This is a genomic window from Salegentibacter salinarum (assembly GCF_900168115.1).
In the GTDB taxonomy this organism is placed as follows: Bacteria; Bacteroidota; Bacteroidia; order Flavobacteriales; family Flavobacteriaceae; genus Salegentibacter; species Salegentibacter salinarum.
On sequence record NZ_FUZC01000013.1, the window covers coordinates 77,639 to 96,622 of the forward strand.

An 18,984-nucleotide genomic window follows, 5' to 3' on the forward strand; every position below is an offset into this window, starting at 1 on the left:
GAAGCAAGTTATGGAACATTTCAGAACTACGTCATCCTGAATTTATTTTAGGATCTAAGTAGAGCAAAAGTTCAAAGCATGTTAGATTCCCCAAGCCAATTCGGGATAAAGTCTGAAACAAGTTCAGCATGGCGTAACAACGTAATTATCTTCAAAACGTCCTCCTACCTTCCTCCTCCGTTCAGGCTGCTAAAATTAAGCAGCATTATTTTCTAAGGGCTTAATATTATTGAATTCTTTTCCTTTTAGGTTTTTTTCCACTTCCAAATCGTAATCATCCTGTAACCCTAACCAGAACTTAGCAGTTGTTCCAAAATATTTTGAAAGGCGTAAAGCGGTATCTGCAGTAATTCTTCTATTCTTTTTTATAATTTCACTTACTCGGGTTTGAGGAATAAAGGTTTCTTTTGAAAGCCGGTATGCACTAATTTCTAAAGGATCTAAAAATTCTTCTTTTAATATTTCCCCGGGATGTATGTTATTTAACTTTTTCATATTTACGATTTTAAAGTTAATGATAGTCTATAATCTGAACTTCAAAAGCATTATCATTTTCCCATTTAAACATTATTCTCCATTGCTTATTGATTCTAATGTTATACATACCTTCAAAATTTCCACTCAGTTTTTCCAGGTGATTAGCGGGAGGAATTCTTAAGTCATTTATTGTATGAGCATTATTTATCATTCTCAATTTTCTTCTGGCCACATTTTGAATATTGGCCGGAAGTTTTCGTGATTGAATTCCTTTCCAAATTTTATCAGTTTCTTTATCTCTAAATGATCTAATCACTTTTAATTTCGCTTCACGTTACTAACGTTAAAGGTAAGTAAAATTATATTTTATAACAAGAAAATATTTGGTGTGAAAAATGATTTAATAGAATATCCCTATGAGCAATTATGAAACTGTAAAAATGAAAAATTAGGGTAAAGTTAATATTAAAACTAACGTTACCCTGAAAACTAGTTTGTTATTGCACGTCCTGCTATCACGAAGTTTGAGGACAGCAGAAGGAGAAAACATAATCTTCTACTTCTCCTCCTGCCCTTTAATAAAAGACTCCATAACTTCCTGGCTAACTCCCATATTCGAGAATCCGCCGTCATGGAAAAGATTTTGGAGCGTAACTTTCTTTGTAAGGTCTGAAAAGAGACTTACCGTGTAATCGGCGCATTCTAATGCGGTTGCGTTACCAAGGGGAGACATCTTATCGGCGTAGGCGATAAAGCCATCAAATCCTTTTACACCCTGTCCTGCAGTAGTTGGGGTTGGGGATTGTGAAATAGTATTCACTCTCACTTTATGATCTTTTCCAAAGAAATAACCAAAACTACGCGCTATAGATTCTAAAAACGCTTTATTGTCGGCCATATCATTATAATCAGGGAATACGCGTTGGGCAGCCATATAGCTAAGCGCTACAATACTTCCCCACTCGTTCATCGCTTCTTTCTTGTAAAGCACCTGCATAGTTTTATGAAAAGAAACTGCAGAAATATCCCAGCCTTTGTTGGTGAAATCGTAATTCTGCTCGGTGTAATGATTTCCTTTTCTAACATTTACAGACATCCCTATAGCGTGAAGTACAAAATCGATTTTACCGCCAAGAATCTCCATAGATTTTTCAACCAGGTTTTCCAGGTCTTCTATTTTGGTAGCATCAGCAGGAATAATTTCTGAACCGGTTTTCTCGGCCAGCTCTTTAAGCGTTCCCATTCTTAACGCGATTGGAGCGTTGGTAAGCACAAACTCTCCCCCTTCTTCCTTAACGCGCTCAGCGGTTTTCCAGGCGATAGAATTCTCGTCTAATGCGCCAAAAATGATTCCTTTTTTTCCTTTTAACAGGTTATATGACATAGTGATAAATTTTTTCGTTTTGTTAATATAAATCAGCCCGGAGTAAGCTCACAAGGCATTTTAAGTATAAAATTTTTATTTCGAAGCTAGCCCGAAAATAAATAAATTTCTATTAGCTGGTAAAGATAGCAAAATTACTTTCAGACCATAGTTTTAATCCAGGAGTGCACGTGCGTGAGCCCGCGCCGAATCTCCAATATTCTTACCGCCAAGCATCATTGCCAGCTCTTCTACGCGCTCGCCGCCCTTTAATTCTTCTATCTTGGTGGTAGTGGCGTTAGCTGAATCTTCTTTAAAAATCTTAAAATGACTGTTTCCTTTCCCGGCAATTTGCGGAAGATGTGTAATGGCAATTACCTGCATTGCATTCCCCATTCGCTGTAAGATTCCTGCCATTTTCTGAGCGATATCTCCTGAAACACCAGTATCAATTTCATCAAAAATAATGGTTGGAAGTTTGCTTTGCGCAGCGAGAATACTTTTGACCGCGAGCATAATCCTGGAAAGTTCCCCGCCGGAAGCTGCTTTTTTAATTTCTTTAAAATCGCCACCTTTATTCGCCGCCAAATACCAAAACAATTCATCCTGACCGTTAGCGAGGAAATTCTTAGCTTTTTTTAATTCAATTTTTAATCTGGCGTTTGGCATACCAAGATCGGCAAGTAAACTTTCAGCTTCCTTGATAAAGGCCGGAACTATTGCTTTTCGTTTTTCGTGTAATTTGGCCGCTATGCTTCCCAGTTTAGTTTCTTGTTTTACAATTGCATTTTCTAATTCTGAAAGTGCATTTTCGGCATTTTCACTTACCGAAACTTTCTCCTGAAGTTCGTCTTTGATCTTCAGTAATTCTTCAATATTTTCTGCGGAATGTTTTTTCTGTAAATTATAGATCAGCTGAAGCTTTTGATTGGTGGCTTCCAGCTCTTCCGGATTGGCTTCTACCCTATCCAGCGCATCGCTAACTTCTGAAGAAAGATCGTCTAATTCAATAATTACACTTTCAATACGCTGATGCAGATTTTCATAATTTGAAGATAAACTAGCAATCCTGGACAGCGAGGCACGAGCCTGTTTTAAGCTGTCTAAACTTCCAATTTCTTCCTGCTCCAGTAAATTTAAAGCTGAACTTAAATTTTCGGTTAATTCTTCAACATTGCTCAATTCCTCGTAACGGGTCTCCAGTTCTTCCTGCATCCCGTTTTCTAAACGTGCTTCTTCAAGTTCGTTAAGTAAAAATAAATTGTAATCGTATTCTTTGGTGGCCTGGGCCTGTTCTTCTTTTAATTCTACCAGTCGCTTTTGTAACTTTTTATAAGCTTTTAGTTCGGTTTTATATTCCAAAAGCAAAGTCTCACTGTTGGCAATGGTATCAATTACCTGAAACTGGTAATCGTTATTTCCCAAACTCAAAGTTTCGTGCTGACTGTGGATATCGATCAGATATTCTCCCAGTTTATTTAATGAAGTGAGTTTTACCGGCGTATCGTTTACAAAAGCGCGGGATTTCCCTGAAGCTAAAATTTCTCGCCTGATTATGGTATTTTCTTCATAATCCAGGTCTTCAGAAACAAAGAAATCTTTCAGCTTATAATTAGAGATATTGAAACTTCCTTCTATCACGCATTTTTTCTCAGCATCGCGAATACTGCCATAGTCGGCGCGATTACCTAAAAGGAGCCCGAGTGCGCCCAGCATAATAGATTTACCGGCACCGGTTTCCCCTGTAATAATAGTAAAGCCTTCCTGAAGTTTGATATTTATATCTTCAATTAAGGCGTAATTTTTTATGGATAGAGCTGTGAGCAAAGTGTACTAAATTTGGGTTAAATATACGGGAGAAATTTTTCCCAATCAACAATAACTTTCCAATGCGTGAACACGCAGTAATAAAATGGAAAATTTAGAATTTAGAAGTCTCCGGATAAAAGGAGCAAGCATTAAAATCTAGATTATCGAGTGAAAAATCCTTTATTGAAGGTTTCTCCAGTTGCGGGAATATCGGGGCGCCAGGCCACTTAAGGTCTGACTTAATTCCGGACGGTTAATTTCGGGACCGTCGCTAAAGATTTGTGTTACCTCATCTGCCTTTGCATCAAAAAAGCTTCTAAGCAATAAAGAATTTGCCCTCCTGGAATTCATAGTTGTTAAACTTTCCAGTGCATCAGCAATTGCAATTTTTCCCGCTTCAGGATCTTTATGCATTACATCTAATCCCTGGCGGTGATACTGGTATAAAGCAGTTCGGTATTCAGAAAACATATTGGAAAGCAAATCAGAATTTAACCGAAATCGTGAGGTTTGTCCGTCGGCTCCACTCCAGCCCGATCGGCCACTCTGTTGTGATGTATTTACAATTCGGTTAGCTTCCTGGTAATAATCGGTGCCACCCTCAGGAGCAAAAGTGTCGGCGTCCATTCCTAAAATGGTATAGACATAAAATGAAACCACAGAAACCAGGTTATTTGAAAAGGAATTCTGGCTGTAATTTAAAGGCTGATATTCGCGATAATTAAAGCTGAATTGAGAATCGTTAAAGTTAAAAATAGGGCTCACCATATTAGAACCGTACACAGGTCTTGAAGATTGCACCTGGATGGTCCCGCTGAAAGATTCGCCTTCAAACTCGTTTATAGTGATAAACATGCTGCAGTTGATGCGCTCGCCCTGTTCAAATTCTTTATTGGTCCAGGAAGTTTGATTCACAAACTCCCGAAGCGAACTTTCTAAAGTTCTAAAAACAGAAAGATTGCTTTGCCCGGTTTGCTCGGTATTGATCACTATCTCGCAATTGAGCTCCTGGGCAGCCGCAAAAGGCATCCCGGCAATTAAAAGAATAAGAAATAGTAATTTACGCATCTAACAAATGTACGATTTCGTTTAAAATATCGCTGGCAACTTCAGCCTTGGTTTTTAGATCAAAAGCTTTTTCTGAATCTTTATAGACCAGAGTAATTTTATTGGTATCTTTTTTAAAACCTGCCCCGGCATCGTTTAATGAATTCAGCACGATAAAATCGAGGTTTTTCTTTGCTAGCTTTTCCCGGGCGTGTTCAAGTTCGTTATTGGTTTCTAAAGCAAAACCTATCAATTTTTGATGGGTTTTCTTTTTGCCCAGGGACAGAAGAATATCCTGGGTTTTGGTAAGTTCCAGGTTAAGGTTTTCTTCAGCCTTTTTTATCTTTTGAGCTGCTACTATTTTCGGCTTATAATCTGAGACCGCAGCTGCAGCAATTGCCACATCTACATTTTCAAAATAATCATGTGCGGCCAAATACATATCGCGGGCGCTAACCACTCTTATTAAATTGATTTTTGGATCGTCAATTTCTAAATGTGTAGGACCGGAAATTAGGATCACCTCAGCGCCAAGCGATGCGGCTTTTTTAGCGAGTTCAAATCCCATTTTTCCGCTGGAATGATTTCCTATAAAGCGAACAGGATCTATAGCTTCGTATGTTGGACCGGCAGTAATAAGTACCTTTTTACCCTCTAAAGGCAGATTTTTAGAAAAATGTGCTTCAATAAAACTGATAATTTCCTCGGGTTCTGCCATTCTTCCCTCACCTTTTAATCCGCTGGCAAGTTCACCGGAACCGGCGGGAATCATAATATTCCCGTAGGATTTTAAACTTTCAAAACTCTTTTTTGTAGAAGGGTGTTTATACATATCTAAATCCATTGCCGGAGCAAAGAAAACCGGGCATTTTGCCGAAAGATATGTTGCGAGCAGAAAATTGTCGCTATTGCCCGTGGCCATTTTAGATAAGGTATTGGCAGTGGCAGGGGCTAAAAGCATAAAATCGGCCCAAAGGCCGAGTTCTACGTGATTGTTCCATTGCTCATCTTCATCATCTTCGGTAAAAGAGGAAAAAACCTCGTTTTTTGAAAGGGTTGAAAGCGTAAGCGGAGTAACAAACTCTTTTGCAGCCGGTGTCATCACAACTTTTACCTGTGCACCGGCTTTAATAAATAATCGTACCAAAAAAGCAGATTTGTAAGCGGCGATACCGCCACTTATGCCCAAAAGCACTTTTTTGCCTTTTAGTACAGACATCTTAATTAAGCTTCTGCTTCTTCAGAATCTTTAGTGTTCCGGTAATAGATTTTACCGTCTAACCATTCCTGGATAGCTAGAGCGTGTGGCTTTGGAAGTTTTTCGTAAAACTTAGAAACCTCAATCTGCTCTTTATTTTCAAAAATCTCATCAAGACTGTCGTTATATGTGGCAAATTCGTCAAGCTTCTCCAACAATTCCTTTTTGATCTCAGAATTTATTTGGTTTGCCCTCTTCGCAACCACAGAAATAGCCTCATATATGTTACTTGTTGGCTCGTCTACCTTGTTCTTATCAAAGGTAATTGTGTTAATTGGTGCGTCTGTCTTTTTAATATCCATCTTTCTTCTACTATTAAAAATTTTGTAAGCGTGATTTTATGTCTTCGGTTGAAGCTTCAACGGCTTCAGAATATTCACCTTCAGGGTAATATTTTTTATATTCCTGGGAATATTCCAGGGCTTGTTCAAGTCTTTCTTGCATTAGCTCTCTAAAACTGTTTACTGCCAGTTGATAAGCCGAATCAAATCTATAATATTGGGCGTCTTCCCTAAACGGAGACCCGGGATTATTAGACAGGAAATTGGTAAAAGAGGTAATCGCCGCCTGGTAATTACCGGCTCTGGCTTCTCCGGTTAAATGATATTGCTTGGCAATTTCATATTCCTTTCTTTCCAGTTTTATACGCAATTCGGCAGCCATATCGTTAGCTGCTTCGGCGTGCTCGCCTTCAGGATAAGTGTTTAAATAGGCCTGAAGTTCTGCAATTGCTTTATGGGTATCGGTTTGATCAAGATCGTATCTTGGGGAAAGTTCGTAAAAACTTCTCGCCTTTTTATAAGCTGCTTCTTCTAGCTTATCACTATTGGGATAAGACTGCTGAAAACGCTCAAATTCGTAGGAAGAAAGGTAAAAATCACCTAATTGGTAATAGGTATTAGCAAATAAGAAACTAAGTTTCTCTCCCTGTGGTTTCCCACGATATTGCGGAACAATTTGTTCAAACAACCTAAGGGCTTTGCGATATTTTTTCTTGCTATTTTCTTCCTGAGCTTCATTGTACAGCTCTTCAGCGTAAGTATACTTTGCTCCGGCATCATCACTTTTAAGTAAAGTTTGATACTCCCCACAGGACACAGTCAAGGTTAAAACTGCTACTAATAAAATTGCTTTCTTCATCATTTGTAAAAACATCTGGCAAAAGTACATTTTTCTTCAGTATAAAAAAAACTTTGTGTTATCACCTTAGATAACCCCAATAAGGCCTTTTTATTATTTTGAAAGGCGATAAATTAAGATTTCTACTCGATAATCTAGATTAAAATATTCGCGGCATCCTTTTTCATTTTTTGCTCGCCCAAAAAACGAAACAAAACCCGCCTGACGGGACGGACAGGAAAGGCGTCCTACGTAGAGGTGTGTTTTTGGGAACAAGGCCAAAAAATCGTAAATCAGCAGCTAAATTTTTTCCGGGGTTTCAAAAATTTTTGACGCTGCTGGTTTATTACACTCACTCACGGAATTTAAAGCTCGCGAAGCTCAGCAACGATTAATTCTTCGCCAGGTGTTTTTTTAGGATGACGATTTTAAAAACTTATTAGACCTTTAAATTTTAGCTGAAATTCTTCAGGAAATCTTCAATTTGCTGCTGAAGCGTCGGTGTTGCTTTTACCAATGGTAATCTCAGGTTATTCTGAATACTTCCTTTTAGAGCAAGTAAAGCTTTAATTCCCGCGGGATTCCCTTCGGAAAAAATCAGGTCTATAGAACGTTGCACTTTATAATGAAGTTCGTAGGCTTCGGCAGGTTTACCTTCTAATCCAAGCGCAACCATTTTAGAGAATTCCGCAGGGAATCCTTGTGCTATTACCGAGATCACTCCTTTTCCGCCGGCTAAAACCATAGGCAAAGTGAGCATATCGTCTCCAGAAATTACCAGGAAATCTTTGGGTACCAGGCTTATTAATTTCATTGCCTGCACCATATCGCCAGCAGCTTCTTTTACCCCAATTACATTATCAAAATCCCTGGCAATACGGTTAATGGTTTCCGGTAGGATATTAGAGGCAGTTCTTCCCGGCACATTATAAAGAATTATTGGCAATGGGGAAGCGGCTGCAACGGCCTTAAAATGCTGATAAATCCCTTCCTGAGTTGGTTTATTGTAAAAAGGAGAAACCGAAAGGATAGCTTCAAAAGCCGAAAGATCTGCAGCTTTTAGTTCTTCACAAAGTGCGTATGTGTTATTGCCGCCCATTCCCAAAACCAGGGACAAACGTTTATTATTCTGTTTTACAACTGTATTTATTACCAGCTGCTTTTCTTCTTTATTAAGGCTGGCGCTTTCGGCGGTAGTTCCCAAAACCACCAGGTAATCTATTCCATTTTCAATCTGGTTTTCGACCAGGTTTTCCAGTGCTTGCACATCTACAGATAAGTCTTCCTTAAAAGGAGTTATCAAAGCCACACCGGTACCAATAAATGATTTCATTGCTGTTTTAATTTTTTATGATAATCGAAAAGATTTGCGGGATTTCGACTTACAACTGAAAAATGCAAAATTTTCGGGCGACAAATGTATAGAATTCATCAATTTCAGCGACTCAAATCTGCTTTTGTATTTAAAGAAAAGCACATATTTAACAGCTTTGTTTTTTCTGTTAAAAAATAAACAGGAAATAGCTTCAGCTTTTTAAAGGAGATTCAATAAACGAAGCTTTCGCTCGGGAGTTAAGAAGAATAGCAAACTAAATATTAATCCTGTAAACCAGAGTAAATTAGCGGTAATTAAAATAGCAGAATCCTTCATATAAAATTGCGATGAATCCCTAAAAACGTCTGAAAATATAAAGGTAAGCACCACCGTGATAAAATAAATGGACTTTTTAGAATAGGAATTCAAATAATAAATAAGTGAAATAATACCCATAACTAGCAAAATCCCGTAATAAGCGATATAAATACCAAATTCCAGTTCACTGCTCATATATTGCTTAAGTTCCAATACGTGGGTAAATAGCAAATAAGTATTTATCGCTAATAGGAGAAAAAAATAAACCAGTATGGTTTTACTGGCGCTTTCCATTTGGGTATTCTGTAAAGCTTCCCTGCTTAAACCAAAATAGGCGATAATATAGAAAAAGAAGGATAGAAGAGTTAAGTTATTTGTATTATATATGAAGCCGTTAATTTGAGCCAGAAAGAAAAAGATAAAAAAGACCATAGCATTTAAACCCATATTCTTTTTAAGCTTAATATAAATTCCCGCAAGGCCCGGAACAAAAATAAGCTGGGTAGCCTGCATTAGCCAATCGGCTTCAGCTACCGCTGCATATAAATTTACAGCCAATAGCGGAACAAGTAATATAAGAATGTATTGAAATAGACTCATTTTCATTTAATTGCGGACCGAAAATATAAAATTCATGTTACCAATAAAGTCCATTTCAGTAAAGCATTGCTATTTTTATATATTTTAACCTGTTTTTCGACCAAAGGATTAATAATTCCGTTGAAATACCTTGAAATTTTTAAAGGAAAACCACTTAAAGTAAGTTAAGAACGTGTTTCCTGAATATAAATTCTGGTTTTGACGATAAATATCAGAACATTTTAATCTCAATTTCAGTCAAAGTTTACATTGACCCGAATAATCTAATTATCTTTGAGTTTTTAAAAAAATCAGATAAAACCAGTGTGATGCTGGATCCCTGGAATTGATAATTAAAGAAAGGTTATCGCTACTCCTGTCAATTCTTAATTGGGTGAAAATTTATATACGAATGAATAAAATCAGATTAAGTTTATTCCTCTTGCTTTCGCTAATTCTATTGAATTGTAAAGGAAACCAAGTCGAAACTGCCGAAATTAAAGGAAAACGAATTGCTATAGACGAAAACATTGAAGCCGATCCCGAAATCGAAGAATTTGTAGCGCCGTATAAGGAACATCTCAATAAAACGCTGGATAGTACATTAGCCTACAATCCGAAGGATATGGTAAAAAGTGATGGAGACTTGAACACCGCGATTGGAAACTTAATGGCCGATATCGTGATGGAACAGGTCAACCCAATTTTTAAAAGCAGGGCTGGCAATGAAATAGATATGGTATTGCTAAATCACGGCGGAATTAGATCTGGCCTGAATAAAGGAAATATTTCAACCCGAAGTGCCTACGCGCTTATGCCTTTTGAAAATGAAATTGTGGTGGCTGAACTTTCAGGAGAAAAAATTAAAGAAATGCTTTCTTACCTGGAACGCGCAAAAACCGCTCACCCCGTTAGCGGAATTCAGATTGAAATGGATCAGAATTATAAAGTTATCAGGGCTGAAATTAACGGCGAAGAAATCGATGAAAACAAGTCCTATTTTGTAGCAACTTCAGACTATTTACAGCAGGGTGGAGACAATATGAACTTTTTTAAAGCTCCTATCAACCTATATAAAGTAGACTATAAATTGCGCAATGCCATCATAGACTATTTTAAAAAAGCAGACACTTTAAAAGTTGAAAAGGACAATAGGTTTATAAGAAAGTAAGGCATGAAAAGAAGATATTTTATACAACAAACCTCAGCGGCAACTGCATTTATTGGAATTGGTGGCTTAAGCTCGCTCTCGTTTAAACCGAATTACAAAAAGCATATCACCATTCTTCACACCAACGATGTACATAGCCATATTGAGCCTTTTGGCCCTGATGATTCCAGAAACCCCAATATGGGCGGAGTGGCGAGGAGAGCCACATTAATTCAGCAGATAAGGAATGAAAATCCCAATACTTTATTATTAGATGCGGGTGATATTTTCCAGGGTATGCCTTACTTTAATTTCTACGGCGGAGAACTGGAATTTAAACTGATGAGTAAAATGAAATACGATGCCTCTACCCTGGGCAACCACGATTTTGATAACGGGATAGACGGTTTATACGCTCAACTGCCACACGCTGAATTCGATTTTATTTGTTCTAACTATGATTTGAGCGATACGGTAATGGACGGGCATACCCGAAAACATAAAGTTTTTACCAAAGACGGAGTGAAAATCGGCATTTTTGGCTTGGGTATCGAATTGCAGGGTTTAGTGAATAAAGGTCTTTATAAAGAAACAAAATACCTGGATCCTGTAGAAATTGCTCAGGACCAAAGCCGAATCCTGAAAGAAGAAAAAAATTGTGATCTGGTAATCTGCCTTTCGCACTTAGGTTACGACTACAGCCACGATAAAATTTCTGATATTAAACTGGCCAAAGCCACGGAGAATATAGATCTTATTATTGGTGGTCACACGCATACATTTCTTGATAAACCCTCTATTGAAACCAATAAGGCCGGAAACAAGGTTTTGGTAAACCAGGTTGGTTGCTACGGACTTTACCTTGGGAGAATTGATTTTTATTTAGATGATAAAAATAATATTGAAGCTAACGGATTAAAGATTGAGGTTTAAAATAAGAACTCAATCTTTAATATGTTGAGTTTTTCATTCAATCATTTTTAAAAACTCTTCTTCGCTTACAATTTTGGTCCCGAGTTTCTCGGCTTTTGCCAGTTTGCTGGGCCCCATATTTTCACCGGCAACCAAATAATCGGTTTTTCCTGAAATTGAGCCTGAAACTTTTCCACCGTTATCTTCTATCATTTTCTTGAGTTCGTTTCTTGAAACCTTTTCAAAAACCCCTGAAATCACAAAGGTGTTTCCTTCAAGTTTATCACTCTGGTTTTCCAACTCTTTTGCGGCAATTTCCAGCTGAAGTCCGTAATCTTTTAATCGCTGCACGATTCTCCTGTTTTCTTCGGAAGCAAAGAAATCGGTTACACTTTCCGCGATGCGTTCCCCAATCTCATCAACAGCGGTTAAATCTTCAGTTGAAGCTGAAGCCAGGGCATCTATGTTTTTATAGTGTTTTGCCAGTTTTTTAGCCACGGTTTCCCCTACATACCTTATTCCAAGGGCAAATAAAACACGCTCAAAAGGAATTTCTTTGGATTTTTCAATTCCGTTTATCAAATTCTCAGCCGATTTCTCTGCCATTCGCTCAAGTGGGAGAATATCTTTTTTTTTGAGAATATAGAGATCAGCATAATTGGTAATTAAATCTGCATTCACAAGCAAAGCCACAGTTTCACCACCAAGGCCTTCTATATCCATTGCTTTTCGGGAAATAAAATGCTGAATTCTTCCTATAATTTGCGGCGGGCAGCCATTATAATTTGGGCAGTAATGCTGGGCCTCACCTTCTTTTCTTATTAATTCGCTCTCACATTCCGGGCAGTTTTCAGCATATTTGGTTTCGGGAGTTTCAGGGTCCCTTTTGGTGAAATCAACCCCAACAATCTTCGGGATAATTTCCCCTCCTTTTTCTACAAAAACGGTATCGCCTTCCCTAACATCAAGTTTTTCAATTTGATCGGCATTATGCAAGGAAGCACGTTTTACCGTAGTTCCCGCTAATTGAACCGGCTCCAGATTTGCCACCGGCGTTATCGCTCCTGTTCTTCCCACCTGGTAGGTAATTTTATTTAATTTTGTACTTTCCTGCTCGGCTTTGAATTTATAGGCCATAGCCCAGCGCGGCGATTTGGCGGTGTACCCCAATTCATCCTGCTGATCAAAACTATTGACCTTTACCACCACCCCATCGGTTTCATAAGGTAAGTCGTGCCGATGTTTATCCCAATAATTCACATAATCCAGCACTTCAGAAATACTGTTTTTTAATTCGGCTTCAGGCGGAACTTTAAATCCCCAATCCCTGGCTTTTTCCAATCCTTCAAACTGAGATTTTACCGGTAATTTTTCAGCAACTAAACTATAAAGCAGGCAGTCTAATGGTCTTTTGGCAACTTCGGCACTATCCTGTAATTTTAAACTTCCTGATGCCGTATTTCGCGGGTTTGCATAAGGTTCTTCCCCTGTTTCTACTCTTTCGGCATTCATTTTTGCAAAACCTTCGTAAGGCAAAACAATCTCCCCTCGAATATCAAATTTCTCGGGAAAATCTCCCTTCAGTTTTAGAGGAATAGAGCGAATGGTTTTTACATTATTAGTAACATCATCGCCCTGAAAACCGTCACCACGCGTCACTGCGCGCTTTAATTTTCCGTTTTCATAAGTAAGACTTATTGAGGCGCCGTCATATTTTAATTCGCAAACATATTGCACCTTTCCTCCAATAGATTTTTCGATGCGTTTTTCCCAATCTTCCAGCTCTTCTTTAGAATAGGAGTTGGAAAGCGAATACATCCTGTAATCGTGAACTACGGTTTCAAAATTTTTGGTTACAGCGCCACCAACACGCCTGGTTGGCGAATTAGGATCATCAAATTCAGGATTTGTCTCTTCCAGCTCCTGCAATTCCTTCAGCATCATATCAAAATCATAATCGCTGATCTCTGGCTTATCTTCTATGTAATATAAATAATTATGCCTGTGTAATTCTTCGCGTAATTGCTTGATCTTTTCTTCGGTACTCATAAAAATCGGGCTGGTAAGTTAGTGCTGAGCTTTTAATTTATCGTTTTCAAAAATAAAGGAATGTTTTTCCCCTTTGTGGGTAAATTCAATCTCGAATTCAGATTTATAAGCTTTATCATCGGTGGGAAACCAATCTTTTAGTTGTTGATCAATGGTAATAAGCAAACCTTCATCGTCACCTATGGCACAAAAATGCTCGAAATCCCCATCATATTTTTCCAATTGATAATTTGAATTTAGAAAATGGAATTTCTCCTGAATATTCTCCGTTACCAGTCCAACTTCACTAATCCCCACAATACTTTTTTCCGAAAATAATGCCGAATTGGGTTTACTGAAACTTTCACGGGAAATGAATTCGATTATATTTTTATCTTCGTCATAGAAATAGAGAGATTTAGCACTCCAGGCCATAAAATCTACAATTTCCTGCCCGTTACCTTCCAAAACAGGAACATGTGCTTTCACCCATTCCAGTGCTTCATTATGCTGATTATCGGGAATATGAAAGGCGATATGATAAGGCGTGGCGTTTTCTTTATGCTGAAATCTTATGGTAGAATATCCGGTTTCAATTTCAAAATGATTATCGGAATAATCAGTAATTTTAAAATTCAGTTTACCCCGGTAAAACCGAAGCTGCTCCTTTATATTATCGGTATAAATTTGAAGTTTATGGATTTTCATAGCGTTTTTTTAGGTCTGGTCTTTATTTATCCATTTGGGAACTGGCATAGGTTTAAAATTATACATTTTTTCCAGCAATTCCTCTATATCTTCGGCAATAATCAAAAGATCGAAATTCTCTTTTCTAAGCAAACCTTTTCTTACCATGGTTTTTAGCATCGCGATCAGGTCATCGTAAAATCCATTAATATTAAGCAATCCAATAGGATTATGGTGCAATCCTAATTGCCCCCAGGTTACGATCTCAAAAAGTTCTTCAAAAGTTCCAAATCCGCCGGGCAGGGCAATAAATCCATTGCTTAAGTCATGCATTTTAAGCTTGCGTTCGTGCATATCTTTGGTGGTAATTAACTCGGTTAATTCGGTATGAACCACTTCTTTTGTTTTTAGAAAATCAGGAATTACGCCAATGACCTCTCCCCCATTTTGAAGCGTACCGGCAGCAACCTGGCCCATTAAGCCTAGTTTACTTCCCCCAAAAATGAGTTTGATATTTTTCTCAGCCAGAACCTTCCCTAAACGATAAGACTCCGTGTATATTTTTTCGTCATTGCCTTCGCTGCTCGCGCAAAAAACGGCAATACTTTTTAATTGATTTTTACTGTTGTTATCCAAAACTATTGGTTTTTGAAGTTATACCTAAAAGGTTTTTAAAACCTTACAGGAATTAGCGCAATTCCCCTTTTAGCATCCTGAAATTCCCAAAAATATCTTTTCGTAATTCGGTTTTAAACCCATTCTTCTTCATCATTTCTTCGGTTTCTTTTGCGAGATATTGATTGATCTCAAAATAGAGTTTTCCTCCTGGCTTCAGTGCACTTTTAGCCAATTTCGTGATTTTATCATAGAAAATTAAAGGATTTTCATCTTTTACGTATAAAGCGGTGGGCGGATCGTAGTCTAAAACATTTCGGTACATCTCTTTCTTCTCCAGCTCCCGCACATATGGCGGATTGGAAACAATAACATCAAAGGCTTCCGAAAACTTTTCAGTTTGAAGGATATCCTGCTGAAAAAATTGGATTTGAACTTTATTATTTTCGGCGTTTATCCTGGCTATTTCCAAGGCATTTTTAGAAATATCTATTGCTGAAATTTTAGCCACCGGAAGATTTTTCGCTAGGCTTATGGCGATACAGCCACTTCCGGCTCCAATATCCAGGATTTTTAATACTTTATTTTCTAAAGAAAAATCGTCTAAAATCCATTGCACCAGTTCTTCGGTTTCCGGTCTTGGCACCAAAACATTTTTATCGACTTTAAAACTCAATCCGAAAAACTCGGTTTCCCCCATAATATGCTGAACAGGCTCGTGTTTTTTCAACCGCACCAAAGCCGAATCTATTTTTTTTACCTGATTTTCATTGATTTCAAGTTCAGGATCTAAAGCCAAGTCTATCCGTTTTATCCCAAAAAAAGCTTCAGTTAGCAAAAAGAAAAAAGAAAGCACTTCTTCCGCAGGATATTCGTGTTCCAGAGTTTTTACGAAGATTTCTTTTTGGGCTTTAAGTCTCATCATTCAGTTGTGAGTTGTCGGTTTTTGGTGGTTTGTGAGTTGTCGGTCCTGGGTGTTTGTATAACAATTAACTTTAAACCCAGAACTTTAAACTTTCATCAATTCTTATTTTCCCTCTTCTCTTTATTCTCTTATCTCTATTCTTGCCTCTTGATTCTTTTACACCTCCCTAATCATCCACATCGTACAATTATAATGTCCGGTGTCGCCTAGGGGTTTTTCCAAAGATTTGAAGCCACTGCGGCCGTAGAGTTTCCTGGCGCTTTCCATATAGGGCAGGGTTTCAATATAACATTGCTCAAAATCCTGGGATTTGGCGAATTTCAGGCAGGTATCCATCATTTGCGTTCCCAGGCCTTTTCCGCGGGCTTCGGGCAAAAAATACATTTTCTGTAATTCACATATTTTTTCTTCCAGCCCAATTAAAGGGGCAATTCCCGCTCCTCCAATAATTTTTTCTTCGTCTTCCACCACAAAATAGTTCATTCGCGGATGCTGGTAAGTTGCAAACATATTGTCCAGGGCCTTGTCTTCATAGGCAGTTCCTACTTTTGGAACGCCCATTTCTACCAAAACCTTTCTTACTACTTCGGCAACTTGTTGATTGTCTTCGGGTTGAATTTCCCGTATTTTTAGCGTGCTCATTCTTGGTAAATAATCCTATTTTAGTGGCGTGAATATACACGAAAAATATATAAAACGCTGTAATGAACTGGCCAAAAACGGGCTCGGATCTACCTATCCCAATCCGCTGGTAGGCAGCGTAATTGTACATAAAGATAAGATTATTGGCGAAGGCTGGCATCAAAAAGCGGGAGCGCCACACGCCGAGGTAAACGCGGTAAATTCTGTAAAAGATAAATCGCTTTTAAAAAAATCAACCATTTATGTGAGTCTTGAACCTTGCAGTCATTTTGGAAAAACACCTCCCTGCAGCGATTTAATTATCGCAAAAGGAATTAAAAAAGTGGTAATTGGTTGTGTAGATCCTTTTGCTGAAGTTGCAGGCCGGGGAATTAAAAAATTGATGGAAGCCGGCTGCGAAGTTCAGGTGGGGCTTCTGGAAAAAGAATGCCAGAAATTAAACAAACGCTTTTTTACTTTTCATCAAAAAAAACGCCCTTATATTATCTTGAAATGGGCTCAAACCGCTGACGGATTTATCGCTCCCGAAATTCAGGAAAAACGTGAACCGGTTTGGATTACCAATCAATATTCCAAACAATTGGTGCATAAATGGCGCAGCGAAGAGCAGGCTATTTTAGTGGGCACCCACACCGCAATTGCCGATAACCCCCAACTGAATACAAGACTTTGGGAGGGTAAAAATCCGGTTCGGGTGGTGATCGATAAAGGTTTAAAAATTCCGAAGGAATCTGCTTTGTTGGACGGCAGTATAAAAACCATTGTTTTAACTGAAAAAGAGCCTCAAAAGGCTCCTGAAAATGAGAATTTAGTTTTTGAAAAGCTTGATTTTCAGCAAAATTTACCTGAACAAATTTGTGAGGTTTTATATCGAAATAATTTACAATCGGTAATTATTGAAGGTGGTGCAAAAACGCTTCAAAGCTTTATTGATGCTAAACTTTGGGACGAAGCCAGGGTTTTTACCGGAATTGCTGAATTTCACAAAGGAATAAAAGCACCCGAATTTTCAGGAAAAATGGTTTCCCAAACCAGTTTAGAGCGGGATAATTTAAAAATTTACAGAAATGATTAAAACGATAATTTTCGATTTTGGAGACGTATTCGTAAACCTGGATAAACCGGCCATAATGCGTGAAATGAATAAATATGAAATCGAAAAACTTTCAGAGAATTTGTTAGATATAAATCAGCAATACGAGAAAGGACTCATTTCTTCTGAAAAATTTGTAAAATCTTACCAGAGCGAACATTCCCATCTTCAGAAAGAACATTTCAAGAATTCCTGGAATGCTATTCTGGTAGATTTCCCGGAATATCGTTACCAGTTTTTAAAGAAACTTTCCGAAGAAAAAAATTACCTGCTTATTTTATTGAGTAACACCAATGAAATTCATATTGACTGGATCAAGAAAAATGTTTCATTTTTTGAAGATTTCAAGGCTTGTTTTGATGCTTTTTACCTTTCGCACGAGATTAATTTTAGAAAACCGGATGCAGAAATTTATGAGTTTGTGCTGGAAAAACACGACTTAAAACCCCAAGAGTGCCTGTTTATTGACGATACCCGGGAAAATACAGATGCAGCAGAAGATTTAGGAATTTACACCTGGAATATTGAACCTACCCGCGAAGATGTGATCGATTTATTTACCGCTAAAAAGGAATTATTTTGATCTACCTGCTGCTTAGCATTTTATCTTCCACAATTATTTTTGTGGTATTCAGGCTTTATAAAAAGTATGGTGTAAATACACTTCAGGCAATTATCGTGAATTACTTTATTGCCTGTATCGTTGGATTTTTCGGATATATTGAAGGGGTTGACGATTTAATAAGAATTCCTTCAGAACCCTGGTTTTTAGGAACGGTTTTCCTGGGCGCTATGTTTATTACGGTTTTCAATCTTGCTGCAATTACCACGCAACGCAGCGGCCTTTCGGTAGTTTCGGTTGCAACAAAAATGTCGGTTGCGATTCCTGTTTTCTTCGGAATATTTATTTATAATGAAAGCCTGGGCCTTTTAAAAATTTCGGGGATTTTGCTTGCACTCGCAGCGGTTTATTTGAGTTCCATTAAAACCGAAAAAGGCATTAAAATAAAGAAAAGGAATTTAATATTTCCGCTCTTGGTTTTTATAGGAAGTGGGATTATTGACACCAGCCTTAATTACCTGGAAAACTTTTATGTTTCTGAAACCGATGTCGGTCTTTTTTCTTCCAGTATTTTTGGAATCGCCGGAATTATTGGGATAAGCATTTTAATTGGGCAGGCGGTTTTAGGAAAATTAAAAATTACCTGGAAAAATATAGCGGGTGGGATCGCGCTGGGTATTCCGAATTATTTTTCCATCTATTTCTTGGTAATGGCTTTGCGTGCTCCCGGCATTGAGAATTCGGTTATTTTCACTTTAAACCATGTTGGGATTGTTTTGGCGTCTACAATTCTTGGAATTGTGCTTTTTAAAGAAGTTTTGCTAAAGAAAAACTGGATTGGAATTGCACTTGCCATAATAAGCATTATACTGGTGGCGAGCAGCCAGTAGTATTATCAAGAAGACCTCACAGGTTTCTGAAACCTGTGAGGTCTAAAAATAAGTTTCAGTGAATATACCTACGAGATTATAAAAACCTCGCAGGAAGGCTTATCCTGCAAGGATTCTTTTTTGACCTTGTTGGTGAAAAAATGATGTGTAATTTATTTTTCAATTAATGAGCGGTTCTTCATATTATAGAATCCA

General features: G+C 37.9%; 20 protein-coding genes. 5 read left to right on the top strand and 15 right to left on the bottom strand.

Annotated elements, in window-relative coordinates:
- Positions 1 to 195: 195 nt before the first annotated feature.
- The 10 genes from B5X53_RS14840 to B5X53_RS14890 form a co-directional block, all read right to left on the bottom strand.
- A complete protein-coding gene (locus tag B5X53_RS14840) occupies positions 196 to 495 on the bottom strand; it encodes a HigA family addiction module antitoxin (protein ID WP_079714019.1) in 300 nt (99 codons plus the stop codon).
- 16 nt (positions 496 to 511) lie between these two features.
- On the bottom strand, positions 512 to 793 hold the full coding sequence (locus B5X53_RS14845; RefSeq protein WP_079714020.1) for a type II toxin-antitoxin system RelE/ParE family toxin: 282 nt from the start codon (positions 791 to 793) through the stop codon (positions 512 to 514).
- Positions 794 to 1,033: 240 nt separating this feature from the next.
- Entirely contained in the window at positions 1,034 to 1,861 is an 828-nt protein-coding gene (locus tag B5X53_RS14850) for an enoyl-ACP reductase FabI (protein WP_079714021.1), read from the bottom strand.
- Positions 1,862 to 2,014: 153 nt separating this feature from the next.
- Complete coding sequence (gene recN / locus B5X53_RS14855; protein WP_079714022.1) at positions 2,015 to 3,667, bottom strand: DNA repair protein RecN; 1,653 nt, start codon at positions 3,665 to 3,667, stop codon at positions 2,015 to 2,017.
- Positions 3,668 to 3,829: 162 nt separating this feature from the next.
- The gene (porD, locus tag B5X53_RS14860) at positions 3,830 to 4,717 is read right to left on the bottom strand and encodes a type IX secretion system protein PorD (RefSeq protein ID WP_079714023.1); all 888 of its coding nucleotides are present in this window, start codon (positions 4,715 to 4,717) and stop codon (positions 3,830 to 3,832) included.
- Complete coding sequence (gene coaBC / locus B5X53_RS14865) at positions 4,710 to 5,915, bottom strand: bifunctional phosphopantothenoylcysteine decarboxylase/phosphopantothenate--cysteine ligase CoaBC (protein WP_079714024.1); 1,206 nt, start codon at positions 5,913 to 5,915, stop codon at positions 4,710 to 4,712. The genes porD and coaBC overlap by 8 nt, the downstream gene beginning before the upstream one ends.
- Positions 5,916 to 5,920: 5 nt before the next feature.
- Entirely contained in the window at positions 5,921 to 6,256 is a 336-nt protein-coding gene (locus B5X53_RS14870; protein WP_079714025.1) for a DNA-directed RNA polymerase subunit omega, read from the bottom strand.
- A gap of 13 nt (positions 6,257 to 6,269) precedes the next feature.
- Positions 6,270 to 7,097: an outer membrane protein assembly factor BamD gene (locus B5X53_RS14875; RefSeq protein ID WP_317042330.1), complete on the bottom strand. Its 828-nt coding sequence runs from the start codon at positions 7,095 to 7,097 to the stop codon at positions 6,270 to 6,272.
- Between the two features lie 430 nt (positions 7,098 to 7,527).
- Complete coding sequence (gene dapA / locus B5X53_RS14885) at positions 7,528 to 8,406, bottom strand: 4-hydroxy-tetrahydrodipicolinate synthase (protein WP_079714028.1); 879 nt, start codon at positions 8,404 to 8,406, stop codon at positions 7,528 to 7,530.
- 201 nt (positions 8,407 to 8,607) lie between these two features.
- Positions 8,608 to 9,306 carry a hypothetical protein gene (locus tag B5X53_RS14890; protein WP_101023034.1) on the bottom strand — a complete coding sequence of 233 codons (699 nt, stop codon included), beginning with the start codon at positions 9,304 to 9,306 and terminating at the stop codon, positions 8,608 to 8,610.
- Between the two features lie 391 nt (positions 9,307 to 9,697).
- Between B5X53_RS14890 and B5X53_RS14895 the strand changes: the two genes are divergently transcribed.
- Both B5X53_RS14895 and B5X53_RS14900 read left to right on the top strand, forming a co-directional pair.
- Positions 9,698 to 10,456 (top strand): 5'-nucleotidase C-terminal domain-containing protein, encoded by a 759-nt coding sequence (locus tag B5X53_RS14895; protein ID WP_079714030.1) that lies wholly within the window; start codon positions 9,698 to 9,700, stop codon positions 10,454 to 10,456.
- 3 nt (positions 10,457 to 10,459) lie between these two features.
- Positions 10,460 to 11,368 (top strand): bifunctional metallophosphatase/5'-nucleotidase, encoded by a 909-nt coding sequence (locus tag B5X53_RS14900; RefSeq protein ID WP_079714031.1) that lies wholly within the window; start codon positions 10,460 to 10,462, stop codon positions 11,366 to 11,368.
- A 33-nt stretch (positions 11,369 to 11,401) separates the two neighbouring features.
- On the opposite strand, the gene ligA is transcribed toward B5X53_RS14900, so the two are convergent.
- From ligA to B5X53_RS14925, 5 genes are all read right to left on the bottom strand, one after another.
- Positions 11,402 to 13,396 (bottom strand): NAD-dependent DNA ligase LigA, encoded by a 1,995-nt coding sequence (gene ligA / locus B5X53_RS14905; RefSeq protein WP_079714032.1) that lies wholly within the window; start codon positions 13,394 to 13,396, stop codon positions 11,402 to 11,404.
- A gap of 18 nt (positions 13,397 to 13,414) precedes the next feature.
- Entirely contained in the window at positions 13,415 to 14,083 is a 669-nt protein-coding gene (locus tag B5X53_RS14910; protein ID WP_079714033.1) for a VOC family protein, read from the bottom strand.
- Positions 14,084 to 14,092: 9 nt separating this feature from the next.
- Positions 14,093 to 14,698: an LOG family protein gene (locus tag B5X53_RS14915; RefSeq protein WP_394341606.1), complete on the bottom strand. Its 606-nt coding sequence runs from the start codon at positions 14,696 to 14,698 to the stop codon at positions 14,093 to 14,095.
- A 52-nt stretch (positions 14,699 to 14,750) separates the two neighbouring features.
- Entirely contained in the window at positions 14,751 to 15,602 is an 852-nt protein-coding gene (gene prmC / locus B5X53_RS14920) for a peptide chain release factor N(5)-glutamine methyltransferase (protein ID WP_317042331.1), read from the bottom strand.
- Between the two features lie 156 nt (positions 15,603 to 15,758).
- Positions 15,759 to 16,244: a GNAT family N-acetyltransferase gene (locus B5X53_RS14925; protein ID WP_079714036.1), complete on the bottom strand. Its 486-nt coding sequence runs from the start codon at positions 16,242 to 16,244 to the stop codon at positions 15,759 to 15,761.
- Positions 16,245 to 16,272: 28 nt separating this feature from the next.
- On the opposite strand from B5X53_RS14925, the gene ribD reads away from it, so the two are divergent.
- From ribD to B5X53_RS14940, 3 genes are read left to right on the top strand one after another with little or no spacing between them, the layout of a single operon-like run.
- Positions 16,273 to 17,319: a bifunctional diaminohydroxyphosphoribosylaminopyrimidine deaminase/5-amino-6-(5-phosphoribosylamino)uracil reductase RibD gene (gene ribD / locus B5X53_RS14930; protein WP_079714037.1), complete on the top strand. Its 1,047-nt coding sequence runs from the start codon at positions 16,273 to 16,275 to the stop codon at positions 17,317 to 17,319.
- Complete coding sequence (locus tag B5X53_RS14935; protein ID WP_079714038.1) at positions 17,312 to 17,920, top strand: HAD family hydrolase; 609 nt, start codon at positions 17,312 to 17,314, stop codon at positions 17,918 to 17,920. Before ribD ends, B5X53_RS14935 begins: the two co-directional genes overlap by 8 nt.
- On the top strand, positions 17,917 to 18,789 hold the full coding sequence (locus B5X53_RS14940) for an EamA family transporter (protein ID WP_079714039.1): 873 nt from the start codon (positions 17,917 to 17,919) through the stop codon (positions 18,787 to 18,789). The genes B5X53_RS14935 and B5X53_RS14940 overlap by 4 nt, the downstream gene beginning before the upstream one ends.
- Positions 18,790 to 18,984 lie beyond the last annotated feature (195 nt).